The organism is Saccharopolyspora hattusasensis, from assembly GCF_050972075.1.
GTDB classification, from domain to species: Bacteria; Actinomycetota; Actinomycetes; order Mycobacteriales; family Pseudonocardiaceae; genus Saccharopolyspora; species Saccharopolyspora hattusasensis.
Window position 1 is genome coordinate 7,105,976 of the sequence record NZ_JBPCDC010000001.1, and the last position, 23,040, is coordinate 7,129,015.

A 23,040-nucleotide genomic window follows, 5' to 3' on the forward strand; every position below is an offset into this window, starting at 1 on the left:
TGCACCGGGAGGTTCTGATGGCCAATGAGGACCGGCTCCGCGACTACCTCCGGCGGGTCACCGCCGACCTGGACCAGGCGCGCACCACCCTGCGCGAGCACGAGCGCCGGGCCAGCGAGCCCATCGCGATCGTCGGCATGGGGTGCCGCTTCCCCGGCGGCATCGACGACCCCGACAAGCTGTGGCAGCTGCTCGCCGAGGGCGGCGACGCGGTCGGCGGCTTCCCGACCGACCGGGGCTGGGACCTCGCCGCGCTCGCGGGGAACGGCGATGCCGGCCCCTGCCACGCCCGCGGCGGCGGCTACCTCCACGGGGCGGCGGATTTCGATGCGGAGTTCTTCGGGATCTCGCCGCGCGAGGCGTTGGCGATGGATCCGCAGCACCGGCTGCTGCTGGAAACGTCGTGGGAGGCGTTCGAGCGCGCTGGCATCGACCCGACTTCGCTGCGCGGCACCCGCACCGGTGTGTACGTGGGTGGCAACGGCAGCGACTACGCGGGACTGCTGCGCGAGGTGCCGAAAGGCGTCGAGGGCTACCTCGGCATCGGCAACGCAGCGTCCGTCGCGTCGGGCCGGGTGGCGTACGTGCTGGGGCTGGAGGGGCCTGCGCTGAGTGTGGATACGGCGTGCTCGTCGTCATTGGTCGCGCTGCACCTGGCCTGCCAGGCCCTGCGCGCGGGTGACTGCTCGCTGGCGTTGGTCGCCGGGGTGACCGTCATGTCCACGCCCGGGTTCCTGGTCGAGTTCAGCAGGCAGCAGGGCCTGTCCCGCGACGGCCGGTGCCGCGCCTACTCCGACGCGGCCGATGGCACCGGGCTCGCCGAGGGTGTGGGTGTTGTGGTGTTGGAGCGGTTGTCGGTGGCGCGGGGGTTGGGTCGTCGTGTGTTGGGTGTTGTTCGTGGTTCTGCGGTGAATTCGGATGGTGCGTCGAATGGTTTGACGGCGCCGAGTGGTCCGTCGCAGGAGCGGGTGGTGCGGCGGGCGTTGGCGGTGGCGGGTGTGTCGGCGGCATCGGTGGATGTGGTGGAGGGGCATGGGACGGGGACGGTGTTGGGGGATCCGATTGAGGTGCGCGCGTTGCAGTCGGTGTATGGGCGGGGGCGTGGTGGTTCGGCTTTGTTGTTGGGGTCGGTGAAGTCGAATGTGGGTCATGCGCAGGCTGCTGCGGGTGTTGCGGGTGTGATGAAGATGGTGTTGGCGATGCGGTGTGGGGTGGTGCCGGCGTCGTTGCATGTGGGTGAGGTGTCGTCGCGGGTTGATTGGTCTGGTGGTGGGGTTGAGGTGGTGGGGGAGTCTTGTGCGTGGCCGGTGTCGGATCATCCGCGTCGGGCTGGGGTGTCGTCGTTCGGTGTGTCGGGGACCAATGCGCATGTCATCCTCGAAGCCGCAGAAGAGTTCGACCCCGCCGCCGTCGAGGGTTCGGATGAATCCGAAGTGGACGATCTGACGGACGCGGTGCTGCCCCTGGTGCTCTCGGCCCGCACTCCGGAGGCGTTGCGAGAGCAGGCTGTTCGGCTGAGGGAACGGTTGGACTCGTACCCCGCGCGTACCGCGGATGTCGCGCGCACGCTCCTCCACACCCGTGCGACTTTCGAGCACCGCGCTGTGGTGGTCACCCGGGACCTCGACCGGCTGTCCGTCGCGCTGACCGCCCTCGCCGAGGACCGGGAGATCCCCGAACTGCGCCAGGGCACCGCTGAACCCTTGGGCAGGACGGTGTTCGTGTTTCCCGGTCAGGGTTCGCAGTGGGTTGGTATGGGCGCGGACTTGCTGGAGTCTTCTCCGGTGTTCGCTGCCCGGTTCGCCGAGTGCTCGGAGGCTCTTGAGCGGTTCGTCGATTGGTCGCCGCGGGCGATGTTGGGCGATGAATCCGGTTTGTCCCGGGTGGATGTTGTTCAGCCGTTGTTGTGGGCGGTGATGGTCTCGCTTGCTGCGGTGTGGGAGTCGTTTGGGGTGAGGCCGGATGTGGTGGTGGGGCATTCTCAGGGTGAGATCGCGGCTGCGGTGGTGTCGGGTGCGTTGTCGGTCGAGGACGGCGCCCGGATCGTCGCGCTGCGGAGCCGTGCGCTGACTGTGCTGGCTGGTGATGGGGGAATGGTCTCGATCACCGAGCCCGTGGACCGGGTGCGGGAACGCATTGCGGGCTGGAGTGATCGGGCCTCGGTTGCTGCTGTGAACGGTCCCGCAGTCACGGTGGTGTCGGGTGAGTCCGCGGCGCTGGAGGAGTTGATCGCTGCTTGCGAGGCCCAGGACGTGCGGGCTCGCCGGATCCCGGTGGATTACGCTTCGCATTCGGTCCAGGTGGACAGGCTGCGCGAAACGCTGGTCGAAGAGCTCGCTCCGGTTCGCCCCCGGACGGGTCGTGTCCCACTTCTGTCCACAGTGACAGGTGAGTGGATCGATGGTGCCCAGCTCGACGCCGACTACTGGTTCCAGAATCTGCGTGAGCCGGTGGAGTTCGAGCGAGCGGTGTCCCGGCTGGTGGAGTCGGGCAGTGGGCTGTTCGTGGAGTGCTCGCCGCATCCGGTGTTGACGTTGGGTGTCCAGCAGACCGCCGAAGACGCCGCCGTGGTGGGTACCTTGCGCCGCGACGACGGTGACCTCGATCGCATGCTGCTTTCCGCGGCGGAAGCGCACGTCGCCGGGGCCGATGTTGACTTCACCCCGCTGCTCCAGGGCGGTCGGCTCGTCGACCTGCCCACCTACCCCTTCCAGCGCAAGCGGTTCTGGCTGGAGCCGACGGCCACCGCCCGGGCAGCCGACCCCATCGACCCGCTCCGCTATCGGGTCGGCTGGGGGCCGGTCACCACCACGCGCAGCGACCTGTCCGGCCGCTGGCTCGTCGTCACCGACACCCCGGATGACCTGGTCGCCGCCGTGGCCTCGGCCCTGCGTGAGCACGGTGCCGACCCGGTGACCGTCACCGCGGCGGAAGCGCCCGCGGCCGCCCAGGGTGCCGCCGGAATCCTCTCCCTGCTCGGCATCGACACCACGACCCATCCCGAGCACCCCGCACTGGGCGTGGGCGAGGTGGCGACCCTCTCCCTCGTCCAGGGCCTCGCGGGCAGCACGGTCCCGCTCTGGCTCGCCACCCGTGGCGCGATCGGTACCGGACCGGCCGACCAGGTCACCGCGCCGGAGCAGGCCGGGATCTGGGGCATGGGCCGAGTCCTCGGCCTTGAACACTCCGAGCGCTGGGGCGGTCTGGTCGACCTGCCCGCCGAATTCGACGCCGAGGCGGGTGCAGCGCTCGCCGCCGCTCTCGCGGGCACCGGCGGCGAGGACCAACTCGCCGTGCGGGGCCGCACACTGCTCGCCGCTCGGCTGGCACGCGCGCCCCGCATCCTGCGCGGTGACCGGCGGTGGCAGCCTCGCGGCACCGTGCTGGTCACTGGTGGTACCGGCGTGCTCGGCCCGCACCTGGTGCGCTGGCTCGCCCGCAGCGGCGCCGCACACGTCGTGCTGCCCAGCAGACGAGGGCCGGACATGCCCGGCGCGGCCGAGCTGACCGCCGAACTCGCAGAACTCGGCGTGCGGCTGACCATCGTCCGATGCGACGTGGCCGACCGGTCCGCACTGGCCGGCCTGCTCGACAGCCTCCGCGACGACCCTGCGCCGCTGCGCGCCGTGGTGCACGCCGCCGCGCACATCGGCCTGGCATCGCTGGAGAGCACCAGCACTGCCGACTACGCCGAGGTCTGCGCGGCCAAAGTGGACGGTGCTCGCGCCCTGGACGAGCTGACCGCCGGGTTCGACCTGGACGTGTTCGTGCTCTTCTCCTCGATCGCCGGGGTCTGGGGCAGCGGTGACCACGCCGCCTACGCCGCCGCCAACGCCCGCCTGGACGCGCTCGCCCAGCACCGCAGGGCCCGCGGGCTGCCCGCCACCAGCATCGCCTGGGGGGTCTGGCGGGCGGTCAACCCGTGGGACGCCGATCGCACGATCGAGGGCATCGACAACGACGAGCTGCGCGCCCGCGGTCTGCCGCTGATGGACCAGGAGCTCGCCCTGGCCGCGTTCGGGCAGGTGCTCGACGACGACGAGACCAACATCGTGGTCGCCGACGTCGACTGGCCCCGGTTCGTCCCGGTGTTCACCTCGACCCGGTCCCGTCCGCTGCTGACCGATCTGCCCGACGTGCGCTCGCTCGACAGCTCGGCTGCGGCGTCACCGGCCGGCGACGACGGGCTGGCGGCTCGCCTGGCGGCGGTGCCGGACGACGAGGCCGAGCGGATCGTGCTGGCCCTGGTGCGCACGCACGCAGCTGCGGTGCTTGGTCACGACGGTCCGGATCCCGTCGACCCCCGGCGTCCGTTCCGGGAGTCCGGGTTCGACTCGCTGACCGCAGTGGAGCTGCGCAACCGGCTGCGCCGGGTGGTCGGCGGATCCCTGCCCGCCACGCTGGTCTTCGACCACCCCACCCCGGCCGCGCTGGCCCGCTTCGTCCGCTCCCGGCTCGCGCCCGAGCGGGCCGCGGCCGGCGGCGACGAGGTCGACCGGTTGGAGCGGGAGCTGTTCGGCCCGGGTGATGACGAGCGCCGGGACCGGCTGGCCGCCCGGCTGCGGGCGCTGCTGTGGCGGTGGGACGACCGCACCGCGCACCACGTCGACCAGCCGGGGGGTGACGACCTCGACCGGGCCACCGGCGAGGAGTTCTTCGACCTTATCGATGCCGAGCTCGGCGGTGCCTGAATGAGGGTGGACCTGATGGGTGAGAGCCATGCGACTGGGGCGCACGCGCCCCACGACCGACCCGGATCGGAGGAGGCGCGGCTGCGCGACTACCTCAAGCGGGTCACCACCGAACTGCGGTCCGTGCGACGCGACCTCGCGGCGGAGCGGGAGCGCCACCGGGACCCGGTGGCCATCGTCGGCATGGCGTGCCGGTTCCCCGGCGGTGTTGAAACCCCGGAGCAGCTGTGGGAGTTGCTGGCCGCGGGCGGTGACGTGATCAGCGAGTTCCCCACCGACCGTGGCTGGGACGTCGACGCGCTGTACGACCCCGATCCGGACCGGCCGGGCCGGACCTACGTGCGGCACGGCGGTTTCCTCACCGACGTCGACCACTTCGACGCCGAGTTCTTCGGCATCTCACCCCGCGAGGCCGCTGCCACCGACCCGCAGCAGCGGCTGCTGCTGGAGGCCGCGTGGGAGGGCCTGGAGCGCGTCGGCATCGACCCGCTGTCACTGGAGGGTTCGCGCACTGGCGTGTTCGTCGGCTGCCACTACCAGGACCACGGGACCCTGCTGCGCGGTGCGCCGGAGGGGTACGAGGGGTACGTCGTGACTGCGAGCAACACCAGCGTGGTCTCCGGCCGGATCTCCTACTGCCTGGGCCTGCAGGGGCCTGCGATCACAGTGGACACCGCCTGCTCCTCGTCGTTGACCGCGGTGCACCTGGCCGCCCAGTCGCTGCGCCAGGGCGAGAGCACGCTGGCCGTGGCGGGCGGAGTGGCGATCATGGCGACCCCGGCCTCGTTCACCGGCTTCAGCCGCCAGCGCGGACTGGCCCGTGACGGCCGGTGCAAGGCTTTCGCCGCAGCCGCCGACGGCATGGGGCTGTCCGAGGGCGTCGGGCTGGTCGTGCTGGAGCGGCTGTCCGATGCCCGGCGCAACGGTCATCCGGTGCTCGCGGTGGTGCGCGGGTCCGCGGTCAACTCCGATGGCGCGTCCAACGGGCTGACCGCGCCCAGCGGGCCCTCCCAGCGCGCCGTGATCCACCAAGCCCTGGCCGCCGCCCGGCTCTCCCCGCACGAGGTGGACGCGGTGGAGGCGCACGGAACCGGTACGACGCTGGGTGATCCGATCGAGGCCCAGGCATTGCTGGCGACCTACGGCCAGGACCGCACCGAGCCGCTCTGGCTGGGGTCGATCAAGTCCAATATCGGACACGCCCAGACCGCGTCCGGGGTGGCCGGGGTGATCAAGATGGTCCTGGCGCTGCGGCACGGCGTGCTACCCGCGACCCTGCACGTCGACGAGCCGACGCCGCACGTGGACTGGTCCGCCGGAGCGGTGCGGTTGCTGACCGAGGCGAGGCCGTGGCCGGAGGTGGACCGGCCCCGGCGTGCGGGTGTGTCCTCGTTCGGGGTGAGCGGCACCAACGCGCACGTGATCCTGGAGAGTGTCCCGGCCGGCACCGGGGAGTCCACCGAACAGCCGACCGCCGGCCCGCTGCCCTGGCTGCTGGCAGCCCGCAGCCGCGCCGCGCTGCGCGCGCAGGCGGCACGGCTTGTCGAGCACCTCTCCGGGGACGGGGCGCCCGCGTCGCTCGACGTGGCCCACTCGCTGGTCGCCTCCCGGTCCGCGTTCACCCACCGCGCCGTTCTCGTCGGTGCTGACCGCGAGGCATTGGTCGAAGGGCTCACCCACCTCGCCGACGACGCACCCGGCCCTCACGTGGTCGTCGGTGAGGCGGCCGACCGGGGCAGGACGGTGTTCGTGTTTCCCGGTCAGGGTTCGCAGTGGGTTGGTATGGGCGCGGACTTGCTGGAGTCTTCTCCGGTGTTCGCTGCCCGGTTCGCCGAGTGCTCGGAGGCTCTTGAGCGGTTCGTCGATTGGTCGCCGCGGGCGATGTTGGGCGATGAGGCCGGTTTGTCCCGGGTGGATGTTGTTCAGTCGTTGTTGTGGGCGGTGATGGTTTCGCTTGCTGCGGTGTGGGAGTCGTTTGGGGTGAGGCCGGATGTGGTGGTGGGGCATTCTCAGGGTGAGATCGCGGCTGCGGTGGTGTCGGGTGCGTTGTCGGTCGAGGACGGCGCCCGGATCGTCGCGCTGCGGAGCCGTGCGCTGACTGTGCTGGCTGGTGATGGGGGAATGGTCTCGATCACCGAGCCCGTGGACCGGGTGCGGGAACGCATTGCGGGCTGGAGTGATCGGGCCTCGGTTGCTGCTGTGAACGGTCCCGCAGTCACGGTGGTGTCGGGTGAGTCCGCGGCGCTGGAGGAGTTGATCGCTGCTTGCGAGGCCCAGGACGTGCGGGCTCGCCGGATCCCGGTGGATTACGCTTCGCATTCGGTCCAGGTGGACAGGCTGCGCGAAACGCTGGTCGAAGAGCTCGCTCCGGTTCGGCCCCGGACGGGTCGTGTCCCACTTCTGTCCACAGTGACAGGTGAGTGGATCGATGGTGCCCAGCTCGACGCCGACTACTGGTTCCAGAATCTGCGTGAGCCGGTGGAGTTCGAGCGAGCGGTGTCCCGGCTGGTGGAGTCGGGTAGTGGGTTGTTCGTGGAGTGCTCGGCGCATCCGGTGTTGACGTTGGGTGTCCAGCAGACCGCCGAAGACGCCGCCGTGGTGGGTACCTTGCGCCGCGACGACGGTGACCTCGATCGCATGCTGCTTTCCGCGGCGGAAGCGCACGTCGCCGGGGCCGATGTTGACTTCACCCCGCTGCTCCAGGGCGGTCGGCTCGTCGACCTGCCCACCTACCCCTTCCAGCGCCAGTCCCACCGGCTCCCGGTCGCGGACGGGGCCGACCTGGACGGGGCCGGAGTTGCCCCGGCGGGCCACCCGCTGCTGGGTGCGCGGATCGACCACCCCGACGGCGCGGGCCTGGTGCTCACCGGGCGGCTGTCCCAGCGAACCCACCCCTGGCTGGCCGAGCACTCCGTGCACGGCGCCGTGCTGCTGCCCGGCACCGCGTTTGTCGACTTCGCCGTGCACGCCGCCGACCTCGCCGGCTGCGACCACGTCGATGAGCTGACCCTGGCCGCCCCGCTGGTGCTGCCCGAGCGCGGGGCAGTGCTGCTGCGGGTCGCGGTGGGAGAGCCCGATGACGCCGGGGCCCGAGGACTGACCGTCCACTCCCGACTCGATGAGGACGGCGCGGAGTGGACCGAGCACGCCACCGGCCTTCTCGGCGTTGCCGACCCCACCGGGCAGGAGACCGCCCGCGCCGCGGCCGACCTCGGCAGGGCCTGGCCCCCGGCAGGTGCCCAGGAGATCGACCTCGCCGACTTCTACCCCGGCTTCGCCGACCGCGGTTACGGCCACGGCCCGGCGTTCCAGGGCATGCGCGCGGCGTGGCGCCGCGGCGACGACGTCTTCGCCGAAGTCCGGCTGCCTGCGGACCACATCGCCGGGGCCGAGGGCTACGGCCTGCACCCAGCCCTGCTCGACGCGGCCTCGCACGCGCTGTCCCTGAGCCCGGCGTCCGGCGGCGACGAGCGTCCGCACCTGCCCTTCTCCTGGACCGGGGTCACCCTGCACGCCACCGGCGCCACCGCAGCCCGGGTGCGCGTCTCGCCCGCGGGTGAGGACGCCGTGGCCATCGCGCTCGCCGACGACACCGGCGCCCCGCTGGCGACCGTGGACTCCCTGGTCGTGCGGCCGGTCTCCCCCGGCGGGCTGCGCACCCGCGGCACCGGGCCGCTGTTCCGGGTGGCGTGGCGCGCCGAACCGGTACCGGCGGTCGGGACGACCGGGCTGCCGGTGGTCGGCGACGAGTTCGGGCTCGCCGAGGCGCTGCCCGGTGCCGGGACGACCACCTTCGCCGAGCTGGCCGCCGATTCCGGGGAGGTTCCGCCGGTCGTCGTGACCTGCCTGACCGGTGGGGCGGCGCACCCGGCCGAGGCCGCGCACACCGGGGCCCGGAGGGCGCTGGAACTGGTCCACACCTGGCTGTCAGAGGAGCGGTTCGCCGACGCGCGCTTGGTGATCGCCACCCGCGGCGCGGTCCGCACCGACGCCGAGGACCCGGCCGCCGACCTCGGTGCCGCTGCCGCATGGGGACTGCTGCGGACCGCGCAGACCGAGCACCCCGGCCGGTTCGTCCTGCTCGACCTCGACGACTCCGGGGCCGCGGCCCTGCCCGCTGCCGCAGCCACCGACGAACCCCAGCTGGCCGTGCGCGGCGGGCAGGTGCTCGTCCCCCGACTGGCCCGAGTGCCCGCCGCCGAGCCGGTCCACCTCGAAGGCACCGTGCTGCTCACCGGCGCGGGTGGAACGCTCGGTGGGCTCGTCGCCCGCCACCTGGTCACCACCCACGGCGCGCGCGACCTCGTGCTCGCCTGCCGCCGCCCGGACGCGGTCGGCGAACTCGCCGAGCAGCTGCGCGGCCTGGGCGCCGAGGTGCGCGTGAGCGGCTGCGACGTGGGCGACCGCGCCCAGGTCGACGCCCTGGTCGCCGGGCTGACCGGTCCGCTGGCCGTGGTGCACCTCGCCGGGGCGCTCGACGACGGCGTCGTCACCGCGATGACACCCGAGCGGCTGGACACCGCACTGCGGCCGAAGGCGGACGCGGTGGTGCACCTGCACGAGGCCACCCGTGATCACGACGTGCGCGCCTTCGTGCTCTTCTCCTCGGCAGCAGGCACTTTCGGCAGTGCGGGCCAGGCCAACTACGCCGCGGCCAACGCCTTCCTCGACGCGTTCGCCGCCCACCGCCACGAGCTCGGCCGGCCCGCGGTGTCCCAGGCGTGGGCGCTCTGGGCCGAGCGCAGCGGCATGACCGGGCACCTGACGGACACCGACGTGGGCAGGATGACCGACGGGGGCATGGTCCCGCTCGACACGGCCGAGGCGCTCGCGCTGTTCGACGCGTCCCTAGCCGCGCAGCACGCGGCGGTCGTACCCGTGCGCCTCGATCCGGCGCGGCTGCGCGCGGGCGAGTCGGTGCCCCCACTGTTGCGCGATCTGGTCCGGGGTTCCCGGCGCCGCACCGCGCGCAGCGCAGCGGCCGACGACGGCGGCCTGCGCGAACGGCTCGCCGGTCTCACCTCCGCCGACCGCGACCGTGCGCTGCTCGACCTGGTCCGCCACCACGTGGCGACGGTCCTCGGGCACGCCTCGTCGGCTTCGATCCGGTCCGGCCGCTCCTTCCAGGAGCTGGGCTTCGAGTCGCTGACCGCCGTCGAACTGCGCAACCGGCTCGCGACGGCGACCGGGCTGCGGCTGCCCGCGACGCTGGTGTTCGACCACCCGAGCCCGGCCGCGCTGGCCGCCCACCTGGGCACCCAGCTCGGCGCGGACCGGCCCGCCCCGGAACCTGCGGCGGAGGACGCCGACCTGGACCTGCTGCGCCGGGTGCACGCGATCCCGCTGGAGCGGCTCCGGGCCACCGGGCTGCTCGACGACCTGCTCGCGCTGTCCGACGACCTTGCGGTGAAGCCCTCGGCGGAGCCCGACGCCATCGACGATCTTGACCTGGACGGCCTCGTGCAGCTCGCCCTCGACGGCGAACTGGGCCGCGGGAGGAGCTGAGATGACGACCTCGAACGATCGCGTCGTCGCCGCGCTGCGCGCCTCGCTGAAGGAGAACGAGCGGCTCGGCCGGGAAGTGGCCGAGCTGACCGCGGCCGCCGCCGAGCCGATCGCCGTGGTGTCGGCGGCCTGCCGGTTCCCCGGTGGTGTGCGCACCCCCGAGGACCTGTGGCGGCTGCTGGTGGCCGGGGAGTGGGCCGCGTCGCCGTTTCCCTCCGACCGGGGCTGGGACCTCGGCGCACTGCTCGACGGCGAACCCGGTTCGGCCGGGGCCAGCAGCACCGGGCTCGGCGGCTTCCTCGACGGCGCAGCCGATTTCGACGCCGCGTTCTTCGGCATCTCGCCGCGCGAGGCGCTGGCCATGGACCCGCAGCAACGGCTGCTGCTGGAAACCGCGTGGGAGGCCGTGGAGCGCGGCCGGATCGCCCCGCATACCCTGCGCGGCACCCGCACCGGGGTGTTCGCGGGCGTGATGAACAACGAGTACGGCTCCCGGTTGACCGACCTGCCGCCGGGTGTCGCCGGGTACGTGGGCAACGGCAGCGCGGGCAGCGTCGCCTCCGGCCGCGTCGCTTACGCCCTGGGCTGGGAGGGCCCGGTGGTCTCGGTGGACACTGCCTGCTCGTCCTCGCTGGTCGCTCTGCACCTGGCCGTGCAGGCGCTGCGGCGCGGCGAGTGCGAGCTCGCCGTCGCCGCCGGGGTCACCGTGATGGCCACGCCCGGCACGTTCCAGGAGTTCAGCAGGCAGGGCGCGCTCGCCCCCGACGGCCGGTGCAAGGCGTTCGCCGACACCGCCGACGGCACCGCCCTGGCCGAGGGCGTCGGCGCTGTGCTGGTCGAGCGGCTGTCCGACGCGCGCCGACTGGGCCACCCGGTGCTCGCGGTGGTGCGCGGGTCGACGATCAACTCCGACGGTGCCTCCAACGGCCTCACCGCACCCAACGGGCCCGCGCAGGAGCGCATGATCCGCCAGGCCCTCGCCGACGCCCGGCTCACTGCGGCCGACGTGGACGCCGTCGAAGCACACGGCACCGGCACCACCCTCGGCGATCCGATCGAGGCGCAGGCGCTGCTGGCGACCTACGGCCAGGACCGGGACCGTCCGCTGTGGCTCGGCTCGGTGAAGTCCAACCTGGGCCACACCCAGGCCGCCGCGGGCATGGCCGGGCTGATCAAGATGGTGCTGGCCCTGCGCCACGGCGTGCTGCCCGCCACCCAGCACGTGGACACCCCGTCGACCCGCGTCGACTGGTCCGAGGGCCAGGTCCGGCTGCTGACCGAGCAGCACGACTGGCCGCGGTCCGAGCGCCCGCGCCGGGCCGGGGTGTCCTCGTTCGGCGTCAGCGGAACCAACGCGCACGTGATCCTGGAGGAGGCCGACCCCGCTGACGCCGATCCCGGGCTCGCCGCCGAAGGACCTACCGTGCCCGGGCCGTGGCTGCTGTCCGGTCACGACGAGGCCGCCGTCCGGGCCCAGGCCGGCGAGCTGGCCGGCTTGCTGGACGGCGACGTCGCCCCGGCCGCGATCGGCCACGCGCTGGTGGTCAGCCGAACCCCGCTGGAGTACCGGGCCGTCGTCCCCGGCAACGACCTCGCCGCCGGGCTCGCCGCCCTCAGCGCCGGGCGCGCGCCGGTCCACCGAGCCCTCGAGGACGCCCGCACCGGGTTCCTGTTCGCGGGCCAGGGCGCCCAGCGCACCGGCATGGGACGCGAGCTGGCCGCGCGGTTCCCGGTGTTCGCCGAGGCGTTCGACCGGGTGTGCAAGGCATTCGCCGCCGTTGGGCTGGCCGATCTGCGCGCCGCGCTCGACTCGGCCGACACCGACCGCACCGAGTGCGCCCAGCCGGGCCTGTTCGCCCACGAGCTGGCGCTTGCCGAGCTCTTCCAGTCCTGGGGCGTGCGGCCGACCGTGGTCGCGGGCCACTCCGTCGGTGAGTTCGCCGCCGCCTGCCTGGCCGGGGTGTTCTCGCTGGAGGACGGCTGCCGGATGGTCGCCGCGCGGGCCCGGCTGATGGGGGATCTGCCGCCTGGCGGGGTCATGGTCGCCGTGGCCGCGAGCGAGGCCGAGGTGCGCCCGCTGCTCGCGGGTGCGGTGGACATCGCCGCGATCAACGGACCGGAGGCGGTCGTGCTCTCCGGCGAGCAGACCGCCGTGGCGAGCGTGCTCGCGGAGCTGCCGGGCAGGCGGACGAAGCGGCTGCGGGTCAGCCACGCGTTCCACTCGCCGCTGATGGAGCCGGTGCTCGATGACTTCGCGACCGTGGTGTCCACTGTGGAGTTCCACCGGCCGTTGGTGCCGTTCGTCTCCGCGGTGACCGGCGCCAGGGCCGACGCGGAGGTCGCGGACCCGCAGTACTGGGTGCGCCACGTCCGGGCCGCTGTGCGCTTCGCCGACGCCCTCTCCGCAGCCGGTGAGCTGGACACCGATGTGTTCCTGGAGATCGGCCCGGACGGCGTCCTCAGCGGGCTCGTCGCCTCCCTGCTCCCCGGCACTCCGGTGGTGCCCGCCGCCCGCGCTGACCAGCCCGAGGCCGCCGCCGCGCTCACCGCGATCGGCGCGCTGCACGCCCGCGGAGCCGAAGCGGACTGGGCCGCGGTGTTCGACTTCGCAGGTCCGGCCACAGTGGACCTGCCGACCTATCCGTTCCAGCGGCAGCGGTACTGGTTGCGCTCCGGCGGGCACCCGGTGCTCGACGGGGACACGGCCATCGCGGGCACCGGGGGGCACGTGCTCACCGGGCGGCTGTCCCGCGCGACGCACGATTGGCTCGGCGAGCACACCGTGGCGGGCACCGACATCGTCCCCGGCGCGGTGCTCGCCGAACTCGCGGTGCAGGCCGCCGACCGAACCGGGTGCGGTCACGTCGCCGAACTGACACTGCGCGAACCCGTCCTGGTGCCCGAACGGGGCCCGGTGCACCTCCAGGTGCTGGTCGCGGCCCCCGATCCGGCGGGCAGGCGCGAGTTCGCCGTGCACGCCAGGAGCGCGGACACCGACGACTGGACCCAGCACGCCAGCGGTGTGCTCGCCCCGGGACCTGCGGTCGAGAAGCCCTGGGACGCCACGGTCTGGCCACCGCCGGGCGCCGAAGAAGTCGGCCCCGACCAGCTCTACGCCCGCATGGTCGACGCTGGTGTGGAGCACGGCCCCGCCTTCCGCGGGGTGCGGGCGGTGTGGACCCGTGCCGAGGAGGTCTTCGCCGAGGTGGCCCCGCCGGTCGACCTGCCGGGGGAGTACGCCGTGCACCCGGCGCTGCTCGACGCCGTGCTGCACGCCGCCACCCTGGTCCCCGGTGCGGGTGCCGGGCTGCCGTTCGCGTGGGACGGGGTCTCGGTGCACGCCGCTGCCACCGGAGCGCTGCGGGTGCGGATCGACCCGGCCGGCCCGGATGCGGTCTCGGTGTCCGCAGTGGACGGTTCCGGGGCGGCGGTGCTCACCGTCGGGTCGCTGACCGCCCGGCCGTGGCGGGCGAACCGGGGTGCCTTGCTGCAGCCGGTCTGGCAGCCGGTCGATCCGGTGCCGGAACCCGCCGCTGCTCCGGCAGTGCTGACGGGCGAGGACCTGTCCATCCTGACCGAGGTGCCCCCAGTGGTGCTCGCGCCGTGCGCCCCTGCCGGTGACCTCCCCGAAGCCGCGCACGCGGCGGCGGCGCGGGTGCTGGCCCTGATGCAGGAATGGATCGCCAAGGAACGCTTCGCCACCTCCCGGCTCGTGCTGCTCACCACCGGTGCGGCGGCGGTGGGCACCGCCCCGGACCCGGCGGCCGCAGCGGTGCGGGGATTGGTCCGCGCTGCGGCGACCGAGCATCCGGGCCGGTTCGGTCTGCTCGACCTCGATCCCGCCGACCTCGATCCCGCCGATCTCGACCCCGCCGATCTCGACCCCGCCGATCTCGACCCCACCGCACCGGCCACCCGCACCGCACTGGCCGCGCTCCTGCGCGGAGAACCGGAGGTGGCTGTCCGGGCCGGGACCGTGCACGTCCCCCGTCTGACGCGCCGCACCGCACCGGACGAACCGGGTCGGCTGCCCACCACCGGCACCGTGCTGGTGACCGGAGGCACCGGATCGCTCGGCGCCCTGGTGGCCGAGCATCTGGTCCGCCACCACGGTGTCGGGAAGCTCGTGCTGCTCAGCCGCAGCGGGGGACCGGCGCCCGACCTGCCCGCCGACGTGCGGGTAGTGGCCTGCGACGCGGCCGACCGGGAAGAGCTCGGCGCCGTCCTCGCCGGCATCCCCGACCTCACCGCCGTCGTGCACGTCGCGGGTGTGGTCGACGACGGAGTGCTCACCGCCCTGACCCCCGAGCGGCTGGCGGCCGTGCTGCGGCCCAAGGTCGATGCCGCAGCGCACCTGCACGAGCTGACCCGCCACCTCGACCTGGACGCCTTCGTGCTGTTCTCCTCGGCAGCGGGCATGTTCGGTAGCCCCGGCCAGGCCAACTACGCCGCGGCCAACGCCTTCCTCGACGCCCTCGCCGCGCAGCGGCACGCTGCCGGGCTGCCCGCCACGTCGCTGGCTTGGGGGCTGTGGGAGCAGAGCGACGGGATGGCCGCCGATCTCGGTACCGGCGACCGCGCCCGGCTGACTCGGGGCGGGGTCACCGCGCTCGCTCCGGCCGACGGGCTGGCCCTGCTGGACGCGGCACTGGCCTGTCCTGAGCCGGTGCTGACCCCGATCGCGCTCGACAACGCCGCCTTGCGCGCCCAGGAATCCCCGCACCCGCTCCTGCGCGACCTCGTGCCCCGCCGCCCGAAGCCCACGACCCGGCCCGCGACCCGTCCCGCCGCGCGGCCGGTGGCCGCTGCCGGACCGGAACCGGATCTGCTCGATCTGGTCCGTACCGAGGCCGCCGTCGTGCTGGGCCACCGCAGCGGCGCCGACATCGACCCGGACCGGGCGTTCAGCGATCTCGGCGTCGACTCGCTCGCCGCCGTGGACCTTCGCAACCGGCTCGCCGAGCACACCGGGCTGGCGCTGCCCGCCACCCTGGTGTTCGACCACGCCACCGCGACCGCGCTCGCCGCACACCTGCGGGCCGAGCTCGGCGGTGCCGTCGAGGAGGCGGACGCTCCGGCCGGCACCGGCCCGGTGCCGGGGGACGAGATCGCCATGGTGGCGATGAGCTGCCGATACCCCGGCGGGGTGCGCAGCCCCGAGGACCTGTGGGACCTGGTGGCCGCTGGGCGGGACGCGATTGGCGAGTTCCCCACCGATCGCGGCTGGGACCTGCCCGCGCTGTACCACCCCGACCCCGACCACCGCGGCACCTCGTACACGCGAGAAGGCGGATTCCTGCACGACGCCGCCGATTTCGACGCGGAGTTCTTCGGGATCTCGCCGCGCGAGGCGGTCGCGATGGACCCGCAGCAGCGGCTGCTGCTGGAGACCGCCTGGGAGCTGTTCGAGCGGGCCTCGATCGACCCCCGGTCGCTGCGCGGCAGCCGCACCGGGGTGTTCACCGGGGTCATGTACCACGACTACGCGGGCCGGCTGCACACCGTGCCGGAGGCGGTCGAGGGCCACTTGGGCAGCGGCAACGCGGCGAGCGTGGCCTCCGGGCGGATCGCCTACACCCTCGGTTTGGAGGGCCCCGCGCTCACGCTCGACACCGCCTGCTCGTCCTCGCTGGTGGCGCTGCACCTGGCCGCCCAGGCTCTGCGTCAGGGCGAGTGCACCCTCGCCGCGGCGGGCGGGGTGACCGTGATGGCCACCCCGGACGCGTTCGTCGACTTCAGCCGCCAGCGCGGGCTGGCCCCGGACGGGCGCTGCAAGTCCTTCGCCGACGGTGCCGACGGCACCGGGTGGGGCGAGGGCGTCGGTCTGGTGCTGCTGGAGCGGCTGTCCGACGCGCGCCGCAACGGTCATCCGGTGCTGGCCGTGCTGCGCGGGTCCGCGGTCAACTCCGACGGCGCGTCCAACGGGCTCACCGCGCCGAGCGGCCCGGCCCAGCGCCGGGTCATCCGGCAGGCCCTCGACGCCGCGGGACTGGAACCGTCCGATGTGGACGCGGTGGAGGCGCACGGCACGGGGACCGCGCTCGGCGATCCGATCGAGGCCCAGGCCCTGCTGGCCACCTACGGCCAGGACCGCGCCGAGCCGCTGTGGCTGGGTTCGGTCAAGTCCAACATCGGCCACACCCAGGCCGCGGCCGGGGTGGCAGGGGTGATCAAGATGGTCCAGGCCATGCGGCACGGCGTGCTGCCCGCGACGCTGCACGTGGACGCCCCTTCCACGCACGTGGACTGGACTTCCGGCGCGGTGCGGCTGCTCACCGGGGCACGGCAGTGGCCCGATCTGGGGCGCCCTCGCCGGTGCGCGGTGTCCTCGTTCGGGATCAGCGGCACCAACGCGCACGTCGTGCTGGAGGCGGCGGCCGAGCCCGTCGGCGCCGTACCCGAGGTGACCGGTGCGCCCGAGGTGGCGGTGCCGCTCTCCGCCCGCACCGAAGCGGCGTTGCGCGCGCATGCGGTCGGGCTGGCCGCCACCGGCGCGCACCCGGCGCACCTCGGGTGGTCGCTGGCCACGACGCGGGCGGAGTTCGACCACCGGGCCGTCGTGGTCACCGGGGACGGGCCCGGCCTGATCCGGGGGCTGGACGCGATCGCCGCCGACCTCCCGGCGGGCTCGGTGGTCCGCGGCGTGGCACGGCCCGACCGGCGGGTGGCGTTGCTGTGCACCGGGCAGGGCACCCAGCGCGAGGGCATGGGGCGTGAAGCCGCCTCGCGGTTCCCGGTATTCGCCGAGTCCTTCGACCGGGTGTGTGCCACCTTCGCCGCCGAGGGCCTTCCCGGGCTGCGCGAGCTGATCGACTCGCCGCGGGTGCAGGGGACCGACGTGGCCCAGCCGGCGCTGTTCGCGTTCGAGGTGGCCGCTGCCGAGTTGCTCGCGTCCTGGGGTGTGCGGCCCGCCGTGGTGCTCGGGCACTCGGTCGGCGAGCTGGCCGCCGCCCACCTGGCCGGAGTGCTGTCGCTGTCCGACGCCTGCCGGGTGGTCGCTGCCCGCGGTCGGTTGATGGCGGGACTGCCCGCCGGCGGCGCCATGGTCGCGGTCGAGGCATCCGAGGACGAGGTGCGCCCGCTGCTGGTGCCCGGCGCGGACCTCGCCGCGGTGAACGGCCCCCGGGCCGTGGTCGTGTCCGGCGAGGAGGACTCCGTGGCCGCCGTGCTCGACGCACTGCCGGGCAGGCGCACGAAGCGGCTGCGGGTCAGCCACGCCTTCCACTCGCCCCTGATGGAGCCGATGCTCGCGGACTTCGCCGCCGCGCTGTCCACTGTGGAATTCTCTGAACCCGTTCTCCCGCTGGTGTCCGGGCTGACGGGCGCCGCGGCCACGTCCGAGGTGGCCACCGCGCAGTACTGGGTCCGGCACGCCAGGGAGGCGGTTCGCTTCGGTGCCGCGGTCGGCACCGCCCGTGAGTCCGGCGCCACCGACTTCGTCGAGGTGGGTCCGGACAGCGCGCTGGCCGTCATGGCTCGCGACGCCCTGGGCGCAGAGGCGGAGCCGGCCATCGCGGTGCACGCGGGTCCCCGCCGCGATCGCCCGGAACCGGCCGCGCTGCTCGGCTGCGCGGCCGGGCTGTATGTGCGCGGCGTCGCCGTCGACTGGAGCTCCGCGTTCGGCGGTCTCCCGGTCCACCGGACCGACCTGCCCACCTACCCGTTCCAACGCCGCCGCTACTGGCTCGACGCCGCACCGGCGCTGCCCGAAGGTGATCTGTGGCGGGCACTGCGGGATGCCGACGTCGCTGCCGCCGGCATCGACCCGGACGAGCCCTGGGGGGAAGTGCTGCCCCGGCTCGCCGCGCTGCTCGGCGGCGACCGCGCCACTGCGCCGGAACCTGAACCCGAACCCGAACCCCAGGCACTGCCGGACCGGCTCGCCGGGCTCGACGAGACCGAGCGCGACGACGTGGTGCTGTCCTACCTGCTGGCCAGCATCGCCGCGGTGCTCGGCCACGACTCCGCAGCGGACATCGACCCCGACGCCGACCTGCTCGACCTCGGCTTCGCCTCGCTGACCGCGGTGGAGCTGCGCAACCGGCTGGTCGCGGCCACCGGCCTGGACCTGCCCCCGACCCTCGTCTACGACCACACCAGCCCGACCGCGCTCATGCGGTACCTGCGCTCGGAACTGGCCGCCTCCGCCTGAACGAGAAGAACCGAAGGAGACCACCACCGTGACGATCTCGGCCTCACCTGGCACCGACCTCACCTCCCCGGACTGGCAGGTGATCTGGAGCGACGACTTCGACGGCCCCGAGGGCACGCCGGTCGACCACGACCGCTGGACGATCATCACCGGCAAGCCCTGGGCCGCGGGCAGGGAGAGCTACGCCGACGACACCGACCACCTCAGCCTCGACGGCCAGGGCAACCTGCGGGTCACCGTCACGCACACCGAGGACGAGGGCTACGTGTCCGGCTGGCTGGAGACGAGCCGCGCGGACTTCCTGCCGCCCGCGGGCGGCGCACTGCGCATCGAGGCCCGCGTGCGCACCGCGCCTGGCCTCGGCCTGGACTGCGCGATGTTCGCCTGGGCCGAGCGGATGCGCTCGCTCGGCGACGAGGAGCCGCTGCAGGGCTGGTACAAGTCCGGCGAGCTGGACCTGTTCGAGGTCGTCAACACCGTGCCCGCCGACGTCTACGGCGTCGTGCACTCCCCGGAGTGCCACCAGCTGCCCTCGCTCGGCATGGGCACCGCCTACACCAACCCCGGCGGGGCGCCGCTCAGCGACGACTTCCACACCTACTCCGTGGTGTGGACGCGTGAGCCGGACACCCTCACCTGGTACCTCGACGGGCACCAGTACCTCCACCTGACCCCGGCGGACACCACCCCCAAGGGATGGCTGTTCGACCAGCGCGTCTTCTTCGGCCTGCTGGTGGTCGTGGGCAGTCCGGGCGGCCCGATCCTGCCCGGCGAGCCCGACCCGGCCGCCTTCCCGGCCACCATGCTGGTCGACCACGTCACCATCGCCGAGATCGGCGCCGCCCGGTGACCGCGGTGGACGCGGCCACCGACACCGTCGACCGGGTCGTCGCCGACCTCGTCGCGGACCCCGGCGGCAACCTCTACCCGTCGGTGTACGAGACGGGCCGGTTGGTCTCCCTCGCGCCCTGGCTGGCCGGGCACGAGCAGCGGATCGAGTTCCTGCGCTCGGCGCAGCAGCCGGACGGGACGTGGAGCGGGCCGGGCACCCTCGCCCTGGTCCCGACGCTCAGCGCGGTGGAGGCCCTGCTCGCCGCCGGGCGGCCGGGCGACTCTGTCGAGCGGGGGCTGGCCGCTGCCGCGGACCTGCTGCGTCAGGTGGAGCGGGACGGCCTGCCCGGAACGCTGATCCCGTTCCTGATCGGGCCCGCGCTGGTCGCCGACATCAACGACCGGCTCGGCCATGAGCGCCTCGCCCTGCCGCCGGACCTCGACCCCGCGGCCCTGGCCGCGCTGCGCGCCGACGGCTGGCGCAACCCGGTGTCGGCGTTCTACCTGGAGATCGTCGGCCCGGCGGCGGTCGGCTCGACCGCCGTGTCCCCGGTGGCCGGGGTGATCGGCTGCTCGGCGGCGGCCACCGCGGCCTGGCTCGGCCCCGAAGCTCCGGCCGCGGACGACCCGCGCGCCGAGTCCGTCGACTTCCTGGTCCGATCGCAGTCCACCATGGACGGTCCGGTCGCCGGGTTGACCTCCATGACGTACTTCGAACGGGCCTGGGCGTACCGGGCCCTGGCCGCCGCGGGCACCGACCCGGAGGTCATCGCGCCACTGCTGGACGGCCTGCCCGGCGACGTCGGCCGGACCGGAGCGCCCTCGGCCCCCGGCGCGGCGGCCGATTCGGAATCCGCCGCGCTGGTGCTGCTCGCCGAGGCCGATCGCACGGGCGTGCTGCCCGAACCGCACTGCCTGTGGGAGTACGACCGGGACACGCACTTCCTCACCACCGTGCCGGTCGGTGCTCCCTCGGTGATCACCAACGCCCGCGTGCTGGAGGTCCTGCACCGCTACCGGCAGCAGGGCCCGCCCGACGCCGACCGCTACGCCGAGGCCGCGACCCGCGTCGCCCGCTACCTGACCGACAACCAGCAGCCCGATGGCAGTTGGCGCGACCGCTGGCACATCTCGCCCTACTACGCCACGGTCTCCTGCGGGCTGGCGTTGCTGGCCGCGGGCATCGCCGAACCGGTCGGCCGCGCCGCGGCGATGGTCCGCGAGACCCAGCGCTCCGACGGATCGTGGGGCGTCCACGAGGGCACGGCGGAGGAGACCGCCTACGCAGTGCTGCTGCTGGCCGCCGCACCGGGCGAGCACCAGGACGCGATCGCGCGCGGGGTCGCCCACCTGGAACGCACCGGCTCCGCGGGCCCGCACCCGCCGCTGTGGGTGGGCAAGGACCTCTACGCGCCGGTCAACCTGATCCGGGCGGCCGTGCTCGCGGCCGCGGAGGCGGGCCGTCGGGCCGGGGAGCGCCGTGCCTGCCCGTACCCCTTCCAGCCCGCCGAGCGGCTGGAGACCGACCTGCGCGCGGCCGAGCTGCGCCGCGAGGCCCCGGTCAGCCGGGTGGCGCTGCCGTACGGCGGGGAGGGATGGCTGGCGGTGGGCCACCGAGAGGTGCGGGGCGTGTTGTCGGACCGCCGGTTCAGCCGGGCCGCCCTGGTCGGGGCCGACGTGCCGCGGGTGACCCCGCGGGTGATCGCGCAGACCAGCATCCTGACCATGGACCCGCCGGACCACGCCCGGCTGCGGCGGCTGGTCGCCCCGGCGTTCACCCCGCGCCGCATCGAGGCGCTGCGGCCCAGGGCAGCGCGGCTGGCCGTCGACCTGGTGGGCCGCATGATCGACCAGGGTCCTCCCGCCGACCTGGTGCGCGACCTGGCCAGACCGCTGCCGAGCACGCTGATGTCGGAGCTGCTCGGGGTCCCGGCCGCCGACCAGGACCGGTTCTTCGACTGGGCCGAGACGGTGGTGGGCGGCCCTGGTGTGGACCCGTCGGAGATCGCGGCCGCCTTCGCCGAGCTGTCGGAGTACCTGGCCGGACTGGTCGCGCAGCGCCGCGAAGAACCCCGGGACGACCTGATCGGCACCCTGGTCGCCGCGCGCGACGTGGGAGACCGGCTCAGCGAGCAGGAGCTGGTCGGGATCGGGGTGACCCTGCTGCTGGCGGGCCTGGAGACCACGACCAACCAGATCGGCAACTTCGCCTGGCACCTGCTCACCCGACCCGACCGGATGGCGTGGCTGCGCGAGGACCTAGGCCGGGTCCCCACCGCCGTCGAGGAGCTGCTGCGGTTCACCCCGATCGCGACCTCCGCCGGGTTCACCCGGGTGGCCACCGAGGACGTCCGGCTCGGCGGGGTCACGATCCGCGCGGGCGAAGCGGTGCTGGTCGACCTCGACTCGGCCAACCGCGACGAGGCGATCTACCCCGACGCCGACGAGCTGCGCCTGGACCGGGCGGGCGAGCCGCACCTGGCCTTCGGCCACGGACCGCACTTCTGCCTGGGCGCCCAGCTGGCCCGGATGGAGCTGGCCGTGGCGCTGACCGCGTTGCTGGAAGCCCTGCCCGGCCTCCGGCTGGACGTGCCCGCCGAGGAGTTGGCCTGGCACACCGACCGCGTGGTCCGCGGCTTGCGGGAACTGCCGGTGCGCTGGTGAGCGGCAGCGCTCACCAGCGCACCGGCAGCGCGTGCAGGCCGTTGACCAGTGGCGAGGACTTCACCGGCAGGTCGGCTGCCGGGACCGCCACCCGCAGTCCCGGCAGCCGCTCGAACAGCACCGCCAGCGCCACTTCGAGCTCCGCGCGGGCCAGGTTCTGCCCGAGGCACTGGTGCACCCCGAACCCGAACGCCACGTGCCTGCGGTCGCCGTCGGCCAGGTCGAGCCGGTCGGGATCCGGGTGTTCGCGGTGGTCCCGGTTGGCGACCGCGGTGGAGAACACCAGCCCGTCGCCCGCGCGGATCCGGACCTCGCCCACCTCGACGTCGGCCACCGCGATCCGGGTGACCACCGTGTCGGTGACCGAGGTGTGGCGCAGCAGCGCCTCCACCGCCGGCTCCGGGTCGGCGCTCAGCGCGGCGAGCCGCTCCGGATCACCGGCCAGCAGGGCGGCGCTGACCGCGATGCTGCTCGACGTGGTCTCGTGCCCGGCGCCGAGCAGCAGCACGGCGGTGTTGACCACCTGCTCGACCGTCATCCGGCCCGCCCGGACCTGATCGGCCAGCAGGCCGCTGATCAGGTCCGGGCCCGGATGCTCGGCCTTGTCGGTGACCAGGCTGGTCAGGTAGCCGATCAGGTCCGCCGCCGCCCGGACCACGTCGGCGCGCTCCGGTGCGGTGATCATCGTCCGGGTGCGGTCCTGGAAGAACTCGTGGTCGGCGTAGGGCACCCCGAGCAGTTCGCAGATCACCATCGAGGGCAGCGGCAGGCAGTAGTCGCGCACCAGATCCGCCGAGCGGCCTCCGGCCACCATCCGGTCGACCAGCGAGCCTGCCAGCCGTGCCAAGGCCGGCCGCATCGCCCGCACCCGCCGGACGGTGAACCAGGAGGTCACCATCCGGCGGAAGTAGGCGTGCTCGGGGTCGTCCATTCCCGCCATCGTGCGCAGCGAGGTCCCCGCGGCGGGCGAGGGGAGTAGCGTCGGGTAGCCCGGCCTGGTCCGGTCTGCGGAGATCCGCGGGTCCGACAGCAGGGCGCGGGTCTCGGCGAAGCCGGTGACCAGCCAGGCGGGGGCACCGCCGGGCAGGGTGATCCGGGAGATCGGGTGCCGCGCGTGCAGCTGCCGGTAGCCCGCAGGCGGTTCGTGCGGGCAGGTCCTCGGCTGGGGGACCCGCAGCGGCTCGTCGGTGGTCATGA

The 23,040-nt window shown here is 73.9% G+C and carries 5 protein-coding genes and 1 pseudogene; 5 read left to right on the forward strand and 1 reads right to left on the reverse strand.

What is annotated here, in order from left to right; genetic code table 11:
* Nucleotides 1–14: 14 nt before the first annotated feature.
* The 5 genes and pseudogenes from ACRXBZ_RS34140 to ACRXBZ_RS34160 all read left to right on the forward strand — a co-directional run bounded on the left by ACRXBZ_RS34140 (nucleotide 15) and on the right by ACRXBZ_RS34160 (nucleotide 21,843).
* Entirely contained in the window at nucleotides 15–4,691 is a 4,677-nt protein-coding gene (locus ACRXBZ_RS34140; protein ID WP_433884058.1) for a type I polyketide synthase, read from the forward strand.
* A 168-nt stretch (nucleotides 4,692–4,859) separates the two neighbouring features.
* A complete protein-coding gene (locus ACRXBZ_RS34145; protein ID WP_433884059.1) occupies nucleotides 4,860–10,196 on the forward strand; it encodes a type I polyketide synthase in 5,337 nt (1,778 codons plus the stop codon).
* Nucleotides 10,197–10,236: 40 nt separating this feature from the next.
* A pseudogene (locus tag ACRXBZ_RS34150) lies at nucleotides 10,237–18,348 on the forward strand (beta-ketoacyl synthase N-terminal-like domain-containing protein); the annotation flags it as partial.
* A gap of 28 nt (nucleotides 18,349–18,376) precedes the next feature.
* Nucleotides 18,377–19,198: a glycoside hydrolase family 16 protein gene (locus tag ACRXBZ_RS34155; RefSeq protein ID WP_433882574.1), complete on the forward strand. Its 822-nt coding sequence runs from the start codon at nucleotides 18,377–18,379 to the stop codon at nucleotides 19,196–19,198.
* Entirely contained in the window at nucleotides 19,195–21,843 is a 2,649-nt protein-coding gene (locus tag ACRXBZ_RS34160; RefSeq protein ID WP_433882575.1) for a cytochrome P450, read from the forward strand. The genes ACRXBZ_RS34155 and ACRXBZ_RS34160 overlap by 4 nt, the downstream gene beginning before the upstream one ends.
* Before the next feature lie 10 nt (nucleotides 21,844–21,853).
* Here the strand turns inward: ACRXBZ_RS34160 and ACRXBZ_RS34165 are convergent, their stop codons facing one another.
* On the reverse strand, nucleotides 21,854–23,038 hold the full coding sequence (locus tag ACRXBZ_RS34165; RefSeq protein ID WP_433882576.1) for a cytochrome P450: 1,185 nt from the start codon (nucleotides 23,036–23,038) through the stop codon (nucleotides 21,854–21,856).
* Nucleotides 23,039–23,040: the final 2 nt, after the last annotated feature.